The 14,961-nt window shown below is 67.3% G+C and carries 18 protein-coding genes and 1 pseudogene; 9 read left to right on the top strand and 10 right to left on the bottom strand.

The window, feature by feature from the left end:
• Positions 1 to 134: 134 nt before the first annotated feature.
• On the bottom strand, positions 135 to 689 hold the full coding sequence (locus CP983_RS00365) for a DUF6328 family protein (protein ID WP_373309773.1): 555 nt from the start codon (positions 687 to 689) through the stop codon (positions 135 to 137).
• 312 nt (positions 690 to 1,001) lie between these two features.
• Here CP983_RS00365 and CP983_RS00370 point away from each other — a divergent pair, with 312 nt between their 5' ends.
• Entirely contained in the window at positions 1,002 to 1,607 is a 606-nt protein-coding gene (locus tag CP983_RS00370) for a dihydrofolate reductase family protein (protein WP_150498038.1), read from the top strand.
• Between the two features lie 392 nt (positions 1,608 to 1,999).
• On the top strand, positions 2,000 to 2,335 hold the full coding sequence (locus CP983_RS00375) for a hypothetical protein (RefSeq protein WP_150498039.1): 336 nt from the start codon (positions 2,000 to 2,002) through the stop codon (positions 2,333 to 2,335).
• A 147-nt stretch (positions 2,336 to 2,482) separates the two neighbouring features.
• On the opposite strand, the pseudogene CP983_RS44550 reads toward CP983_RS00375, so the two are convergent.
• Positions 2,483 to 2,769 (bottom strand): annotated as a pseudogene (locus CP983_RS44550) (IS5/IS1182 family transposase); the annotation flags it as partial.
• 14 nt (positions 2,770 to 2,783) lie between these two features.
• On the opposite strand from CP983_RS44550, the gene CP983_RS00380 reads away from it, so the two are divergent.
• From CP983_RS00380 to CP983_RS00395, 4 genes are all read left to right on the top strand, one after another.
• Complete coding sequence (locus CP983_RS00380) at positions 2,784 to 3,161, top strand: hypothetical protein (protein ID WP_229914729.1); 378 nt, start codon at positions 2,784 to 2,786, stop codon at positions 3,159 to 3,161.
• A gap of 176 nt (positions 3,162 to 3,337) precedes the next feature.
• Positions 3,338 to 3,805, top strand: a complete 468-nt coding sequence (locus tag CP983_RS00385; protein ID WP_150498040.1) for a hypothetical protein — start codon at positions 3,338 to 3,340, stop codon at positions 3,803 to 3,805.
• Between the two features lie 194 nt (positions 3,806 to 3,999).
• Complete coding sequence (locus CP983_RS00390; protein WP_150498041.1) at positions 4,000 to 4,485, top strand: pyridoxamine 5'-phosphate oxidase family protein; 486 nt, start codon at positions 4,000 to 4,002, stop codon at positions 4,483 to 4,485.
• Positions 4,486 to 4,804: 319 nt separating this feature from the next.
• On the top strand, positions 4,805 to 5,725 hold the full coding sequence (locus tag CP983_RS00395; protein WP_150498042.1) for an NADP-dependent oxidoreductase: 921 nt from the start codon (positions 4,805 to 4,807) through the stop codon (positions 5,723 to 5,725).
• Between the two features lie 143 nt (positions 5,726 to 5,868).
• Here CP983_RS00395 and CP983_RS43710 read toward each other — a convergent pair whose 3' ends face one another.
• The 3 genes from CP983_RS43710 to CP983_RS00405 form a co-directional block, all read right to left on the bottom strand.
• Positions 5,869 to 6,024, bottom strand: coding sequence for an AraC family transcriptional regulator (locus tag CP983_RS43710; protein WP_167537862.1), 156 nt, complete (start codon positions 6,022 to 6,024; stop codon positions 5,869 to 5,871).
• Positions 5,952 to 6,293, bottom strand: coding sequence for an acyl-CoA dehydrogenase family protein (locus CP983_RS00400; RefSeq protein WP_150498043.1), 342 nt, complete (start codon positions 6,291 to 6,293; stop codon positions 5,952 to 5,954). The genes CP983_RS43710 and CP983_RS00400 overlap by 73 nt, the downstream gene beginning before the upstream one ends.
• Before the next feature lie 251 nt (positions 6,294 to 6,544).
• Positions 6,545 to 6,970, bottom strand: coding sequence for a MerR family transcriptional regulator (locus tag CP983_RS00405; RefSeq protein WP_150498044.1), 426 nt, complete (start codon positions 6,968 to 6,970; stop codon positions 6,545 to 6,547).
• 188 nt (positions 6,971 to 7,158) lie between these two features.
• Here CP983_RS00405 and CP983_RS00410 point away from each other — a divergent pair, with 188 nt between their 5' ends.
• Positions 7,159 to 7,932, top strand: a complete 774-nt coding sequence (locus tag CP983_RS00410; RefSeq protein WP_150498045.1) for an SDR family NAD(P)-dependent oxidoreductase — start codon at positions 7,159 to 7,161, stop codon at positions 7,930 to 7,932.
• 146 nt (positions 7,933 to 8,078) lie between these two features.
• Here the strand turns inward: CP983_RS00410 and CP983_RS00415 are convergent, their stop codons facing one another.
• Positions 8,079 to 8,516, bottom strand: coding sequence for a DUF6924 domain-containing protein (locus CP983_RS00415; protein WP_150498046.1), 438 nt, complete (start codon positions 8,514 to 8,516; stop codon positions 8,079 to 8,081).
• A gap of 209 nt (positions 8,517 to 8,725) precedes the next feature.
• Between CP983_RS00415 and CP983_RS00420 the strand changes: the two genes are divergently transcribed.
• Positions 8,726 to 9,535 (top strand): SCO4651 family lipoprotein, encoded by an 810-nt coding sequence (locus tag CP983_RS00420; protein WP_150498047.1) that lies wholly within the window; start codon positions 8,726 to 8,728, stop codon positions 9,533 to 9,535.
• A gap of 88 nt (positions 9,536 to 9,623) precedes the next feature.
• On the opposite strand, the gene CP983_RS00425 is transcribed toward CP983_RS00420, so the two are convergent.
• From CP983_RS00425 to CP983_RS00440, 4 genes are all read right to left on the bottom strand, one after another.
• Entirely contained in the window at positions 9,624 to 10,889 is a 1,266-nt protein-coding gene (locus CP983_RS00425) for a glycosyltransferase family 39 protein (RefSeq protein WP_150498048.1), read from the bottom strand.
• On the bottom strand, positions 10,886 to 12,073 hold the full coding sequence (locus CP983_RS00430) for a bifunctional glycosyltransferase family 2/GtrA family protein (protein ID WP_150506263.1): 1,188 nt from the start codon (positions 12,071 to 12,073) through the stop codon (positions 10,886 to 10,888). Before CP983_RS00430 ends, CP983_RS00425 begins: the two co-directional genes overlap by 4 nt.
• Before the next feature lie 651 nt (positions 12,074 to 12,724).
• The gene (locus CP983_RS00435) at positions 12,725 to 13,231 is read right to left on the bottom strand and encodes a SigE family RNA polymerase sigma factor (RefSeq protein ID WP_150498049.1); all 507 of its coding nucleotides are present in this window, start codon (positions 13,229 to 13,231) and stop codon (positions 12,725 to 12,727) included.
• 307 nt (positions 13,232 to 13,538) lie between these two features.
• The gene (locus tag CP983_RS00440; protein WP_150498050.1) at positions 13,539 to 14,024 is read right to left on the bottom strand and encodes a hypothetical protein; all 486 of its coding nucleotides are present in this window, start codon (positions 14,022 to 14,024) and stop codon (positions 13,539 to 13,541) included.
• Between the two features lie 308 nt (positions 14,025 to 14,332).
• On the opposite strand from CP983_RS00440, the gene CP983_RS00445 reads away from it, so the two are divergent.
• A complete protein-coding gene (locus tag CP983_RS00445) occupies positions 14,333 to 14,944 on the top strand; it encodes a hypothetical protein (protein ID WP_150506265.1) in 612 nt (203 codons plus the stop codon).
• Positions 14,945 to 14,961 lie beyond the last annotated feature (17 nt).

Below are 14,961 nucleotides of genomic sequence, written 5' to 3' on the forward strand. Positions count from 1 at the left end.
CACGCCCCTCTGCCCCGCACATGGTCCAGCCGAAGCGGACGTCTACACACTCAAACCGTGGCGCCGCGTCATCGACCCCGAAGGCCCAGCTGCCGGGGCACGAATCTGCACGCGGCTTCCGAACTCGCCGTACCTCATGCCTGGTCGTCGCGCGCGGAGCGTCGGCGAAGCCAGGCAGGCAATCCGTACCAGCACACGGCGAACCACAACATGACACCGCCGACCAGCAGTTCGGCGAGCAGGCTCGGCACGACGACGTGGAGGAGAAGCAGCAGCGTGCCACCGATCGTCAACGCGAGAAGCACCATCCCGAACACCATCAGCCTGCCCGCGACTCTGACGATGTGGTCTTTCATGCGCTGCCCGGACAGCAGCCGGTGTATGGAGACCGGTGCGATCAACGCTCCGGTCGCGGAGGCCCCGAGTATCACGGTGATCACGTAGACCACGTGATCGAAGGTCTCCAGCCTGTGGAAATGCGCGGTGAACGCCACGCTCAGCAGGAAGCCGAAAAGGATCTGCACGCCCGTCTGCGCGACCCGCGTCTCTTGCAGGATCTCGTTCCATTTGCGATTCAGCCGTTCCCGTTCCGGTTCCTCCGGTTCGGGCGTTCTGTGCTCTCCCGCCGTGCAGCAACGGGGGCAGCCGGTCTGCGGGGCGTCAGACGCCGCCTCGTCGGTCATGCTCATGGCATCCTCTTTCGCAGGGAATACCCGCATGCCCGCCATCGGCGATTTCACGTCCCAAGACGGCACGTTTCATCTGCGCCATGCGCCGCGAGGAGACCACCGCACAGAGACGTCTCCTGCAGAAGATCCACGAGCCCATCAGCTGCGCGACCACGCCACCCTCCTTCTCCCGTACGGGCATCCCACCTGGCCGGCTCCGCCCGAGGAGACGGGCGGGCAAACAGAGGTTTTCTCGTTACTCCACAGCGCGGCCGATGAGTTTGTGGCTCCTGGCCGGTCCAAGCTCGTGGCACCCCAGGAAAGGACACCGCCATGTCGGAACTTCTCGTCGACTTCATCACCTCCCTCGACGGCTACGCGTCGGGAGAGGGCTGGCCCGGGTTCTGGGGCCTCGAGGGCCCGGAGTACCTCGCATGGCTGGGCGAGCAGCCCAAGGCCGCCTATCTGATGGGAGCGAATACCTACCGCCTGATGTCGGGCTTCGCCGCGGGCGAGGTCCCGGCTGGCCAAGACGAGTTCAGGCCCGAAGAAGAGGCGTCCGTCGACGAACTCACACAAGCGACGAAGGTGGTGTTCTCCTCCTCACTCGAGGAGCCGCTGACGTGGGCCAACGCCACGCTCGTGCGCGACGACGCCGTCGAGGCGGTCCGCAAGATGAAGTCGAGTGGTTCGGGGCTCCTCAGCACGATCGGCAGCCTCAGTCTGTGCCGGTCCCTGCTACGAGCCGGACTCGTCGACCGCTTCCGCGTCGTGATGTTCCCGGTGATCACCGGGGCCACGGGCCAGGAACGCATCTACGACGGCTATCCGGACGTCGCCCTCGAAATGATCGAGCACCGCACCTTCGACGGCCGCATTCAGCTGGTCGAGTACAAGCCCCGCGTGCTTGAGCACCCGCCGCTCGGCGTCCCTGAGTGACATCACCCCGTGCGCCGGTCTGGACGGCCGCCAGACCGGCGCCGGTGGTCGCGGAGCAAAACCTAATAAGGGGCGAACGGCCAACGAAAGGAGATCGGCGAGCTCCAGGTAGTCACTGCGGAAGCGCGTCTCGCCATCCACTGCATCCCACAGGGGAATAGTGTCCGCTCGTTCACGTGATCCACCGCTGCCCGACGCCAACGGAACCTCGAAATTGGGCTGGCACCACTTCACCGGCCGGCACAACATCAAGAAGCGCTCCTCCCTGGATGCAGCCTTACGAGACCGGGTGGACCGGTACGACCACCACGGCCACACGGCCACCACCATGCCGGTCGCGGTCAGAAGATCGGCGTCATCACGGCGTACTGCCACAACCAACCGGGGAACAAGTGTCCGGCATGGGCCAAGATGTGAATTCTCCCGGCGCAGGCACCGAGCAGGCAGCCACGGGTCGTCTACTCGATATCGTGCGCTCCTTCGTCACCCCGCACGTGTCGTGGAAGCCTCTGTTCATCGGCGGGATCATCACCGGCGACGACCTCATGCGCCTCTACTTCCGTTCACCTGAGCGGGACCGCACATACGGTGTCGACGTGCTGATCAGCCAGGTGGGCCCCGGCCTGCTCGGCTCACTGGTTTCCCCGGCGTTCCTGGCGAACGAGCATCTGCATCAGCCTTCCGACGATCCACACTGCGATGTGCTCGTGGATCTCACCATCTACTGACGCAAGAGGGAGAGGCCCTCAACCGTTAGCTGGCACAGATGGCCGCGGGTAGCCGCGTGTAGATCATCGCGTCCGAGCAGCGGTCTACGCCAGCCACCCAGCCGGTCCCTCACTCCAGACGCACCTCGCCCGTGCCGTCCTGAACATTCGCAAGGCGTTGGACTGTGGGTGGGTAATGAGGCAGTGGCGAGGCCGAGGGAGGTTTCGTGTATTTCGTCGCGTCGTTTCCAGCGGATGCGTAGGCGTCGGAAGCCGTGCAGCCAGGCGATGGTGCGTTGCGACGAACCAACGGTGGACACCCAGCCCGGAGCCGTGCGGGACGCCGCATCGTGATCACCGGTTGATGCCCTGAGCCCAGATGAACGGCGATATTTGTCGTGGCCGTAGCCCCGGTCGGCCAGCAGCATGTCGGGTCGCATCCTCGGTCGGCCGACCAGGACCTCTACGGATGAGATCTTCGCACGTAGAGATGAGGGATGGGGTCGTGAAGATGCATGGTGAGCGGGAGTGTTGGGAACTGCTGCCTGGGCTCGGTGTTGGGCCGCTGCGGTTCGGGATGAGTCAGGCTGACGTCGCAGAGGCTCTCCAGGCCTCCGGGTCGCTCCAGCGGGTGGATGGCCCATACGCGCAGAAAGACTTCGCCGACGGAGTGAAGGTCTTCTACGACGGGGGCAAGGTGGCATGCGTGGCGCTAGACGCTGTCACGGGCCCGCAGGTTCTCCTGGCTGGCTTCGCCTTGGCAGGTAGTGATCCCGAGGTGGCGTATCCGTACCTCCTCGCCCACGCTGTCCGAGCACGGCAACTGTCTGGCATACACCCCCGATGAGTCCCTGGCCCTGACTGATCTGGGGCTGCTTCTCCGGGTCCAGCAGATCGGAGACGTGCTGCTATCACGCCCAATCTTCGTGATGGAAGACTGGTTGGAGTCCGAGTACTACTGCGCCCGCGGCCACCTGCCGCTCGAAGGAACCCCGGTTGCAGTCCTGAGGCTAACGTGAACGGGTGAATCAGCTCTGGGCGTCGTTGATCGGTGTCGTACTCGGCGGAGGCATGTCTTATCTGGCCCAGTTCACCACCGCCCGCCAGGCAGCCCGAACCGAGGACAAGCGCCAGGCCACTCAACTGGCTGAGGCGCGCCGTGCCGAACGCCTCGACGTGATAAGAGAGTTCATCCAGCTCACGCAGGAAGGCATACGCCTCGCCGAGGACCGTTACGAGGCACCGGACTGGGCCTCCGGCTGCACGCCTGAGTGGCTCACCTCCGCGCGGGCCCTCATCGAACGCCTCTGGATCTGCGAGCGGATGATCCTGGTCCTCGTCGGCCCGGAGCTCCACCAACTCGCCTGGAACTACGCGGGCGCGGTGAACCACGTCTTGTGGGAAGAACTCGGCGGGCCGGAAGCCGCGTGGGACCACGTGCGCGAGCCCATGAACAGCTTCCTCAATGCGGCCCACGGGCAGCTGGGCTGACCCAGCCCCGTGGCCATACCTGCCTCCACCGCTACTTCAGCAGCACCAGCAGCCGCTCGCCCAGGACCGCGGCCTATGCCGGGTTCTGTCCAGTGAGGCGGTGTTCCCGTCGCGGTGTCGAGAACGGCTCGGCGGCTCCGTCCCAGGGGCATGAGCGGCCGCGAAGGGCCGCACGGCAGAGGAGGAAGACCACCATGGACCCCAGGCAGATCGAGCAGGAACTAGCCGACGCACACGAGCTGTTGGACCAGGCGTCCATGGCGCGGCTCGCATACAACGGACTCGACGGGTTGCCGCGTGTGATTCCCATCGGCATCTTCTGGACCGGTGAGGAGATCGTCATGTCCACCGCGGCCACAGCGCCCAAGGTAAAGGCGCTGTCCGCCCGTCCCGACGTCGCTCTGACCATCGACGCCGGCGACAGCCCGGGCTCGGCCAAGACGCTGTCGGTGCGCGGCGTGGTGCACCTGACCATCGTCGACGGGGTCGTGCCGGAATACCTCGCGGCCGCTCGGAAGAGTTTCGACGCCGATTACGCGGCCGAGTTCGAGCGGAACTGCCGGGCCTTGTACGACCAGATGGCGCGTATCGCGCTTAAGCCGCAGTGGGCGCGGTTCTACGACTTCGGTGCCGGCCGTGTGCCGGAGTTCCTCGCCGCACTTGCCAAGAAGTCGAGCTGACCATCTCGCCTTGGTATGGCGCGTGGTCTCGGTCCACACCGCCTCTGCCTCCGGTGTCGATGTCTCCAGCCCTGCAGGTAAGTGGCCCACTGGACGTGGGTGCAATTGGCCCAGATATCTGGGCTGCTTTCCTTCTAATGTCGGAAGCATGATCAAGACAGCACCTGTCGGCCGTGCTGTTTCCGCGGCCATGTGCGGCAGCGGGGCGTACGGGCGCTGGGACTGGTCATGGCGCGCGGCCCGCTTCTACGCGCCGACGCCTGCGCCTCCCAGGCGCGATCCCGCTACGTGCACGTCCCCCGACGCAGAGGAACCCCTCATGCAAGCCATCACCGTCAAAAGCCGTGACGCCGGTGTCAGCGGCCTGACCCTCACCGAACTCCCCCACCCGCACGCCGCCGAGAACGACGTGATCGTGGAGGTCCACGCCGCCGGATTCACCCCCGGTGAGCTGGACTGGCCCAGCACCTGGACCGACCGGGCCGGTCACGACCGTACCCCGTCCGTGCCCGGCCACGAGCTGTCCGGTGTGGTCACCGAGCTCGGCTACGGCACCACCGGCCTGACCATCGGGCAGCGCGTGTTCGGACTGACCGACTGGACCCGCAACGGCACGCTCGCCCAGTACACCGCGGTCGAGGCCCGCAACCTCGCCCCGCTGCCGGCCGACGTCGACCACGTCACGGCCGCCGCATTGCCGATCTCCGGACTCACCGCCTGGCAGGCCCTGTTCGACCACGCCCACCTCACCACCGGCCAGAGCGTGCTCATCCACGGCGCCGCAGGCGGCGTCGGCTCCATCGCCGTACAACTGGCCCGCGAAGCCGGCGCCCGGGTGATCGCCACCGGCCGGGCCGCCGACCGCGACACCGCCCTCGGCCTGGGCGCGGACGCCTTCATCGACCTCCAGGCCGAGAAACTGGAGGGCATCGGCGAGGTCGACGTGGTGTTCGACGTGATCGGCGGCGAGATCCTCGAACGCTCCACCGCACTGGTCCGCCCCGGCGGCACCCTGGTCACCATCGCCGAGCCGGTGACCGTCCAGCCCCACGCCGGACGCGCGATCTTCTTCGTCGTCGAACCCGACCGGGCCCGCCTGACCGACCTCGCCGAGCGGCTGCGGGACGGCCGCGTGAAGCCGATCATCGGCGCCGTCCGCACTCTCGCCGAAGCCGCCTCCGCGTTCACACCGGACAAGCGCACCCCCGGCAAGACAATCATCCGCGTCACAGAAGACTGAGCAGGCAGGGGCCGTTAGGGGCGGCGCAGGATCAGGCAGTGTGCTCTTCATGTGCCGCTCGGTCGGACCGAGCCCGATGGGACAGCCCGGCGATGGCGCCTCGCCCACGCACGAACATGCGCTCCCAAGTGCGAGGGAACAGATCAGGCTTCGAAAGCTCGGTCCTCGTCGTTGCCGGTGGTTGCGGCTTGCGTGCGGTCCGTGCGCAGGGCGCTGGGGGTCAGGCCTAGGTGGCGGCGCATCGTACGGGTGAGGTGGCTCTGATCGGCGAAGCCGCAGGCGTCGGCGATGTCCGCGATTGCGGTGTCGGCCCGGTCAGCAGGTGGCTGGCCACGGGGCCGTGGTCGCCGTAGCCCTCATACGGCAGTCCGACCAGCCCGCTCTCCCGGAACCGGCCGATCAGCTCCTTGGGGAAGACTCCCTCGGCCCAGTGCTCAGCCACCAAGGGCGCGACCTGGTCCCGCATGAACTCCCGCGTCTTGACGAGAACCTTTCGCACCTCAGGCGAAAGGGCGCCTTCGAAGTCGTAGAAATCGGCGGCGTTCTGCGAATCCGTATGCGTAGTCATGGACCCCGTCTTCCACGCTTACGCCGTGTAATGCGTGCGCCGGGAGTGAGTCCTGTCGCCTGGCAAGGCGTGCTGGGTTGCAGCGCGCAGCGAATTCAGGGCCTCAGGTCTCGTCTGGTGGAAGCCGGTCCGGCCGAGCGCTCTTGTCCGCTGACGAAGTCGCCGGAGCGCGCTACATCGACTGAGGCAGGACGACCTGGTCTGTCTTGAGGGCAACATGCGGGTTACTCGCATCGCCACACGCACCCGAACTAGGGCCGCCAAACCAGGGCCACGACTTCGCCGGCCTCGCTCGGAGGGACGCTGGTGTTCTCCGCGCGGACTTTCAGATACGCCTCGATGGCCCGCTCGTTGCGCTGGAGCACGTCGATGCGGCGCTTGATGGCGGTGAGATGACGACGCAGCCCGTCCAGCTCCGTCACGTCGATGTCCGGGCAGGTCAGGTTCTCCCTCTCGTCCTTCTGGGCATCGAGACAGGGCAGGACCTCGCGGATCATGTCCGTCGTCAAGCCGGCTTCCAGCAGTTCGCGGATCTGCAGGACCCGGTCGATGGCGGGCTCGCCGTAGCTGCGGTATCCGTTAGGTGCCCGCCACGGGGTCAGGATGCCGACCTCTTCGTAGTAGCGAAGCAGCCGTGGCGCCACTCCGGTCTTCGCAGCCAGCTCGCCGATCTTCATAGCGTTCTCCCTCGCCAGGTGGTCGCGAGGCCGCCGTTCCGTCGTCCCGAGGGGTACTGGTCCGCCGTAGGTCAACCTTGACATCAGTGTAAAGGTTGAGATCGGGCTTGACGTTCACACTAATGTCAATCTTTAGCTTCGGTTGCGTAGCTGAAAGACAGCTCAGCAGCGCATAAGGAGCTATCACCATGTCCAGCATCCCCACCTTGACCAAGGCTCTGACAGGACGCACGGTGCTCGTGACCGGAGGGTCGCGGGGTATCGGTGCGGAGATCGCCCGTGAATGCGCACGCGAGGGTGCGCACGTCGTGATCACCTACCAGAAGTCGCGCGAGCGGGCCGAGGCCGTTGTCGCCGAGTTGTCCGGCCTTGGGGCGAAGGCGCTCGCCGTGCAGGCGGATCAGGCCGTTCCGCACGAGGCGTCGACCGCTGTGGAGAAGGCCGCCGAATTCTTCGGGGGCCAGATCGACGTACTGGTGAACTCGGCGGGCATCGCCGTCATGGGCACCGTGGACCAGCTGGATCTCGAACTCCAGGCAGGAGTAGAGCGGATGATGGCGACCAACGTGATGGGAACCATCGTCACCACGCACTCCGCATCGCGTTTTCTGACCGACGGCGGGCGCGTCATCCTGGTGGGAAGCACCGTCGCCCACCATGTCCCCGTCCTTGGTGTCGCCGAATACGCGGCGAGCAAGGCCGCGATCAATCAGCTGGGGCGGGGGTGGGCACGCGACTTCGGCTCACGGGGCATCACCGTCAACGTCGTGCAGCCTGGCGCCACCGACACGGACATGAATCCCGCAGACGGACCGAATGCGGCTCCCCAGGCTGCCATGACGGCACTCGGACGCATGGGCACGCCCGGCGACGTCGCGAAGGCGGTCGTGTTTCTCGCCAGTGAGAAGGCCGCCTACATCACCGGCGCGCTGCTGACGGTGGACGGCGGATCCAGTATCTGAACCGGATTCGGTAGTCCGTGACATGCGAGTCTCCGGTGCGTCGACGCCATGTGACGGCACCGGAGGCTCGCGGCCGAAAGGCCGAACCGCCGGAACGCCGGAACGCCTTTCGCGCTCCCGCCCTGCCCTCCCCCCCCGGCCGGGTCTCACTCCGGTGTAAGGAATCCGCGGTGAATTCTCTGCGGGTCGCCGTGGGCCGAACTGGAGAAGTCCTCGTAATCCATGTTCGCGATAGCCAGATTGCCGACCATTTCGGCCACGGCGGTGGGCACAATCCGGAACCGGCTCGTGAACCCGAGCCCGGGGATCTCGTGGTCCTCGTCCCGCATGTCAGGGTCGGTACTCACGGCCAGCAGGGGGTTCTGCTCGCCGTACATCGTGTCCGCATCGGCCAGGAACACGACGTCGTGCAGGTCGGACACGCGGTCGGGCAGCGCGGCCAGGACCTCGTCGGCGTCCGCCCCCGCCCACCCGGCGCCCTCGACCACATGCCACGAGGACTCGGCCCCCTCAGCCCACGGCTGCCGCAAGCCCGCGGCGACCTTCTGCCACGCGCCGTCATCGGAGTAGTCGGTACGGATCACGACCGCGTCCCACTCCGTGACCTGTTCCAGATCGACGGCCGGACGCCGTCCGTGCAAACTCGCCATGCCCATGGATCACGCAGCGGCATAGCCGGCGGTTCCCCTTCAGCCGAATTCAGTTCGCACTGCAGTGCGCAACTTCATATGATCTCGACGCGAGGCGGTGCCGAAGGGGCCGAGTGCCCGCCCAAGGACCTCGGAGAATCCCAATGCGCCGTCCTCTCGTGCTCGTAGTTGCCGCTGCCCTGTTGTGCGCGGGCTGCTCCTCGGCCGACGCCGGAAACCACGACAAGGCCGCGGCCGCCTCACCGTCCTCCACATCGTCATCCGATTCCCTCTCCGCCGTACGAGCGGCCGTCGCGGCTCTGCGCGAGGCCAGCGCCGGGTTCCGCCAGGAGATCGAACTGGAGGGTGAGGACCAGGTCTACGGCCTCACCGTCGCCGGCGGCTTCGACTTCGCCGCGGACAGGGGCCACTTGGCGGTCGACCTGCCCGGCGGCGCGATCGACCACAGCGACCAGGTCTTCGCGGACGGCAAGATCTACATCAGCGGCGTCCAGGGGGTCGGCAAGGATGCCTGGGGGGTGCTGCCCCGGGACAAGGCACAGGCCCACTACCTGCTGCGGGCCCCGCTCAACGACCCGGAGCACGTCCTGCAACAGATCGCCGCCATGCGTGAGATCTCCCGGGAGGGCGAGGAGACCGTCCGTGGGGTGCGCGCCGTGCGCTACCGCGGCATCCTCGACCACCGGACCGTCACTCTGCGCATGGCCCCTGATGTCCGCAAGAAGACGGACCAGGCCCGCGACATCCTGGGCAGCGACCTCCCGGTCTTCGCGGACGCGTGGGTCGACGATCGGGGCCGCTTGCTGCAGACCCGCATGAGCGTCAACCTGTCGGGTGCTCAGGTGACGTTGACCATGGCCCTGTCGGACATCGGCGAGCCGGTCCACGTGACGGTCCCGAAGGCCGCGGACACGATCCCCGTGAACGAGGTCAGCGGCATTCTGAACGGTTGAGCCGGACGGCCGCCTGGAGCCCTGCGGCCAGCCTGCCGGGGCTCGTTCGGAGCTGCCCCGGGGAGGGTGCGTTCCTCTCAGCCGCCGGCTACGGGACACCGAGTTCGAACAAGGCGTAGCCCGCGTACGAGCCGGAAGCCAGGGCCAGGACGCCGAGCAGCATGAACTGGTGGGTGAGGCTGAGGCGGCGCAGGGCGACGGCGAGTGGGAGGAAGAGCGGGAAGGCGGGGAGCAGATAGCGGGAGACGTTGCTGAATATCTGCTGGCTGCCCAGGATGAGGGCGAGGGTCAGGACGGTGTAGACCAGCAGTACTGCTGGGGGACGCAGCCGGATCAGCAAGGGAAGCAACGCGAAGGCCAGCAGGACGACACCGACGCCGATCAGGTCCGCGAATGGCCACGCGAACAGGTAGTCGCGCTGGCCGACCGGGACGGAAGTGAGGACGTCCAGGGTCTGCCGGCCGTAGTCCCATTCGTGGGCCCAGGCACCGGACTGGAGCTTGAAGTAGCCGGTGTAGTCACCCATCCGATGCCCCACCCAGCCCAGGTAGGCCAGCAGACCGATCGGAGCTACGGCCAGCGCAGCCATCGGGCGGAGGACGCCGTCCTGTCGCCGGTAGAGCGTGAGTACGGCCGCTACGGCGACCGCCGCGAACAGGGCTACTGCGGTGGGCCGGTTGAGCCCGGCGGCGCAGGCGAGCAGACCGGCGGTCAGCCAGCGACGGTTGATGACGGCGTGGCAGGTCCAGGCGGCCAGGGCCACGTAGAGGGAGTCGGAGTAGACCGCCCACTCCACGCCGGAACCGGGCCATACGGCCCACAGCCCGGCTGCGGCCAGGCCGGCCCGTCGGCCCGCGAGGTGGTCGGCGATTGCGTAGATGCCGAGGGCGGCGGCGAAGGAGGCGATGACGGAGACGAGCAGGCCGGCGCCGTACAGGCCAAGGCCGGTGGCCTCGGAGGTCAGCCGCATCAGCGCCGGGTAGAGCGGGAAGAACGCCGCCGAGTTCCCTTCGAGAGTGATCAGGCCCGTGGCGCCACGCACCGGGACCAGCTCGGGGTGGTACCCGTGCGCGGCGATCTGCTGGTACCACCATCCATCCCACGAGGCCAGGACGTCCCAGGGATGCTCGCCTCCCCCGAATCGCGGGTTCTTCGTCCGGTACTTTCCCGCGGAGTGCAGCAGGCACATGAAGGAGGTGAAGCCGATCAGCTTCAGCGTGCCGTACATGGCCAGGACGGGGCCAAAGCGTTTCGCCGTGTGCGCCAACTGCCGCCGCCGGTCGGGGCTTTGGCGGGTGGGGTGGTCGTGGAGCCGCGCGTTCCAGCTGCTCGTGTCGGTGGCAGTCGTAGTCATGCGCGGAACACCCATGCGCGGAGGAGGAGAAAGCGCAGCAGCGTCGCGAGCAAGTTGGCGACGAGCAGGGCGATGAGTTCGGTGCTGTGCGCCGCCGACGGGGCCGCGTGGTGCAAGGCGGCGAGTGATCCGCTGGTGAGTATCAGTCCGATCAGAAAGACCATCAGGCCCCTGATCTGATGGCGCAACACCCCGCCACTGCCGCGGAGCCCGAAGGTGAAGCGTCTGTTCGCGGCCGTGTTGGCGACGGCGCACACCAGTAGCGCGATGGCGTTGGCGACCTGGCCTCCCGCCGCCGGGCGCAGCGCCGCGTAGAGCAGCAGGTGTCCGAGGGTGCTCACCGCTCCTACTGCGGCGAAGCGCGCGAGCTGGGTGGTCAGCCCCGGGGGCCCGGCGCTGTCGGTACGCCGTAGTCCGGCGTGCGGCAGGGTGCCGCGCACCAGTGCTCCACCGATCCTCGCGATGCCGCGCAGGTCGGCCAGCGCTGTGGCCAGGAGGTCGACCCGGCTGTCCGGGTCGTCCACCCAGTCGACCGGCACTTCGTGGATGCGCAGGCCGGCACGCTCGGCGATCACCAGGAGTTCGGTGTCGAAGAACCACCCGTTGTCCTGCACCAGGGGCAGCAGTCGCGCGGCTACGTCACGCCGTATCGCCTTGAATCCGCATTGGGCGTCGGAGAAGCCGACGGCGAGGGTGGATCGTAGGAGGGCGTTGTAGCAGCGTGAGGTGATCTCGCGTTTCGGTCCGCGCACCACGCGGGAACCGGGGGCGAGGCGGGTGCCGATGGCTATGTCGGAGTGCCCGGAGATGAGTGGGGCGACGAGCGGTAGCAGGGCGGTCAGTTCTGTCGAGAGGTCGACGTCCACGTATACGAGCACGGGGGCCGGTGAGAGCGACCAGGCGGCGCGCAGGGCGCGGCCGCGGCCCTTCTCGGACAGTCGCAGCCACTCCGCTTCTTGCAGTTCGGCGGCCAGTCGGGCAGCGATCTGCGGGGTCCGGTCGGTGCTGGCGTTGTCGGCGATGGTGATGCGGAACGGGTAGGGAAGGGTCTCGCGCAGATGTGTGTGGAGTCGGCGCACGCTCGGCTCCAGATCCGCCTCCTCGTTGAATACAGGGACGACCACGTCCAGAACCGGCTCCGAGTGGTGGGCTCGTACCGGTACGCGTTGCGGCAGCCCGTTCAAGTCCTCCAGCTCGACCGGATGTCGATTCCTCACAGTTGTCCTTCTTTGTGCTTTGGCGCAGGGCGTGCCTGGGTGCCCGGAGCAGCGGTGTGCTCCGGGGTTACGGCACTTTGGATTAGAGGGTTTGGACTAGGGGGTGCGGTCTACGAGCGGGCTTGTGGCTCCAGAGGGCCCATCACCCGTAGTCCGGGGACATGGTGGACGTGGGTACTGACGTGGCATCCGTCGTCGGATCGCCTTGCGTGTTCTCCGTGCTCGATGGCGGGGGCGACGTCGTCGTCGTGGGCGGCGGCGCAGAGGTCGTGCCCCCCGTCGCCCCTGGGGGGCTACTCGTTCCCTCCGTGCCGGTGGCCGAAGAAGTCGGCGTCGAGGAGGGGGACACTGCCGGCGCTGTCGGGCTCGTCGCAGGCTCGGGGCGGGGACTGCTGGGCTCCACGCTGTGTGGCCTACCGGGCAGCAGGAACAGCGCGACACCGAGGCCGGTGATGGCCAACGCGAAACCGCCGGCCTGCTGCAGGGCCCGGGTGCGACGGCGGGTCCGCACGCCGGCCCGGAGGCGTTCCCGGTGCCGCGGTTCGAAGGGCGCGTGCTCATGGGTGCTGTGCATCAGCTGCGCCAGCTGCCGCTCGAAATGATCCATGGCGTCCTCCTTCACTGCACTGGCTCGATGACGTCGGCCAGGATCTGCCGCAGCCGCGCCACTCCGCGGGCAGCGTGGGCACGAGCCGTGCCCACCGGGCACCCGAGCGTCGCCGCCACCTGCCCCTCGGGCAGGTCCTGGTAGTAGCGCAGCACCACCGCCACTCGCTGCTTCGAGGTCAGCTGGGCGAGGGCTGCCTCCAGTCGCGAACGCTCCGCCACGTCGGACGACACATCGCCGACCGCTGCCGCCTCGGGCAGCTGTTCGACGGGGCGTTCGCCCCACCAGCGCCGCTGGCCGGAGCGTGCCGCCGCACGCACCATCACCTTGCGGACGTACGCCTCGGGCGCTTCCTCTCCGACCCTGGACCAGGCGAACCAGAGCTTGACCAAGGACTCCTGCAACAGGTCCTCCGCCCTATGCCGGTCACCTCCCACGAGCAGACGAGCGAGGTGGAGCAACACCGACCAGCGAGCCGCCACGAACTCGTCGAACTCACCTGCCCGGGCCTGCCCCATCCGCGCTGTCCTTGCTCTCGCCACTTGCCTACACAAGGGAAAAGGCACCGGCAGGCACCTCACGCTGCACTCGAAGCCCGTGATCTGGGCCACACACGCATACGACGACGTGTCGGACGGGCAGGGCCTGGTCAAGACCGCGGCGTTGAGGTGGTCCCCGCGCGAGCAGGGGTGCGTCGTCGGTGACCCGGAGCATGCGTGCCGGTGGGTGTGGCGTGGTCTTCGCGCGGGCGAGTCGAACGGGGACAGCAGCGCGGTAACGTCGTGGCGGTTGCCAACGGTCAGGTGATGGCGAGCGGGGTGCCGCCTAGGCCCTGTCTCCTTGACCGTCCACAGGCTGGGGCGCTTGCGGGTGGTACATGGTGGTGCCGTCAGGATTCCGCCCGAAGGCGGCCTCTAGAACGTCGGGGAGGTCTTCCTCGGAGACCGTGGTGCGCACGTCCGCCAGAACCCGGGGAAAGTCGTCATCGTCGATGACACCCATGTGCTCCTGGCGGAGTTGGTGGATGATCTCGACGAGCTCCGGTCTCAGCCGCATCCAGGCACGGGAGGTGCGGATCTCTTCATCGACCTGGTGCATGAACCAGCGCATGACCTCGTACGGGACGTCAGTATGCCCTGCGTGCGGGTTGAAGCACACCGTGGGTTCCCGTGCCGGATCCTCGTCGGGGACGATTGCGGTCACGAGATTCCGTTGCCCGGCCACCAGATCCAGTTCCAGATACCAGGCGTCGTCGGGTACGGAGTACATCGTGGTGATCGCGTAGTCGCCGTCGGGGTGTCGCAAGGCCATTGCCGCATGCTGTCACGCTGGACTGCTCCTCTTCGTCTGAGGCCGCCTCACGCTCAGCGACCTCAGGACCGAGGGCGACCGGCAGGTGTTGGAGCAGCTGATCGCCTGGGAGCCCGAGGAGTAGCCGGTCAACACCATCGTCCGGTGATTGCTGCAGGTCCCCAATCCTCTCCGAAGGACGGATCCCCCATCGAAGCCGAGCGGCCCCTCCCCGGCCCGGCCATTCGAACGGCCTATGCGGAATCGTGCGGAGTTCGCCCTCTGCCCATGATGGATGGGATCCGACCGGCAAGGCGTGAGGGATGGCGATGCTGCGAGACGACCACGGCCGTGGACTTCGAGCCGTCGTGGCCACATTTGGCTTGGCCGTTTCTGCCGTTTTCCTGACCGCGTGCGGAGACGGGGACACGGACTCCTCGCCTGCACCGACGACCAGTAGCCCGAATACTGCGTCGTTCTCAGGGTTGCCACCGTCCGCGCTGGCTTCCCAGGCGGCTTCCGCGATCGCTTCCGCTCATGCTTCGGCTTCGGCAGCGGCTTCCTCGGCATCTGCGCGCGCATCCGAGTTCGAGGCGTCCGTCGAAGCCGAGGCTGCCCGTGCCAGTGCCGCAGCGGAAAAGGAACTCAAGGATGTCCAGGGGCGCGGCAACGCGGTGTCCGAAGTCGGCATGAAGGGCCTGCCCCGAAGCGAGACAAGCGGTCTGCTCGCCGTCCTGGTCACGATCACCAACAAGACGAGTGACACGGCCTCGTATGCCGTTCAGATCGATTTCGAGGATTCGTCGGGGAAAGTCGTGGAGACGAGATTCGTCGGCGCGGAAGACCTCGATCCGGGCGAGAAAGAGCAACCGATCGCCTTCAGTCGGCAGCCCGCGGACGCCAATCTCACCCCCCGTCTCGCCAAGGCACAGCGCTATTGACGCCATGGGTGATCGAC

Source organism: Streptomyces chartreusis, from assembly GCF_008704715.1.
GTDB classification, from domain to species: Bacteria; Actinomycetota; Actinomycetes; order Streptomycetales; family Streptomycetaceae; genus Streptomyces; species Streptomyces chartreusis.

Bases quoted from the DNA above. Each gene is read 5' to 3' on its own strand.
- CP983_RS00445 (WP_150506265.1), top strand. From the start codon at position 14,333: ATGCTGCGAGACGACCACGGCCGTGGACTTCGAGCCGTCGTGGCCACA.
- CP983_RS00370 (WP_150498038.1), top strand. From the start codon at position 1,002: ATGTCGGAACTTCTCGTCGACTTCATCACCTCCCTCGACGGCTACGCG.
- CP983_RS00420 (WP_150498047.1), top strand. From the start codon at position 8,726: ATGCGCCGTCCTCTCGTGCTCGTAGTTGCCGCTGCCCTGTTGTGCGCG.
- CP983_RS00400 (WP_150498043.1), bottom strand. From the start codon at position 6,293: ATGACTACGCATACGGATTCGCAGAACGCCGCCGATTTCTACGACTTC.
- CP983_RS00395 (WP_150498042.1), top strand. From the start codon at position 4,805: ATGCAAGCCATCACCGTCAAAAGCCGTGACGCCGGTGTCAGCGGCCTG.
- CP983_RS00440 (WP_150498050.1), bottom strand. From the start codon at position 14,024: ATGGCCTTGCGACACCCCGACGGCGACTACGCGATCACCACGATGTAC.
- CP983_RS00365 (WP_373309773.1), bottom strand. From the start codon at position 689: ATGAGCATGACCGACGAGGCGGCGTCTGACGCCCCGCAGACCGGCTGC.
- CP983_RS00380 (WP_229914729.1), top strand. From the start codon at position 2,784: ATGAGATCTTCGCACGTAGAGATGAGGGATGGGGTCGTGAAGATGCAT.
- CP983_RS00390 (WP_150498041.1), top strand. From the start codon at position 4,000: ATGGACCCCAGGCAGATCGAGCAGGAACTAGCCGACGCACACGAGCTG.
- CP983_RS00435 (WP_150498049.1), bottom strand. From the start codon at position 13,231: ATGGGGCAGGCCCGGGCAGGTGAGTTCGACGAGTTCGTGGCGGCTCGC.
- CP983_RS00405 (WP_150498044.1), bottom strand. From the start codon at position 6,970: ATGAAGATCGGCGAGCTGGCTGCGAAGACCGGAGTGGCGCCACGGCTG.
- CP983_RS00425 (WP_150498048.1), bottom strand. From the start codon at position 10,889: ATGACTACGACTGCCACCGACACGAGCAGCTGGAACGCGCGGCTCCAC.
- CP983_RS00410 (WP_150498045.1), top strand. From the start codon at position 7,159: ATGTCCAGCATCCCCACCTTGACCAAGGCTCTGACAGGACGCACGGTG.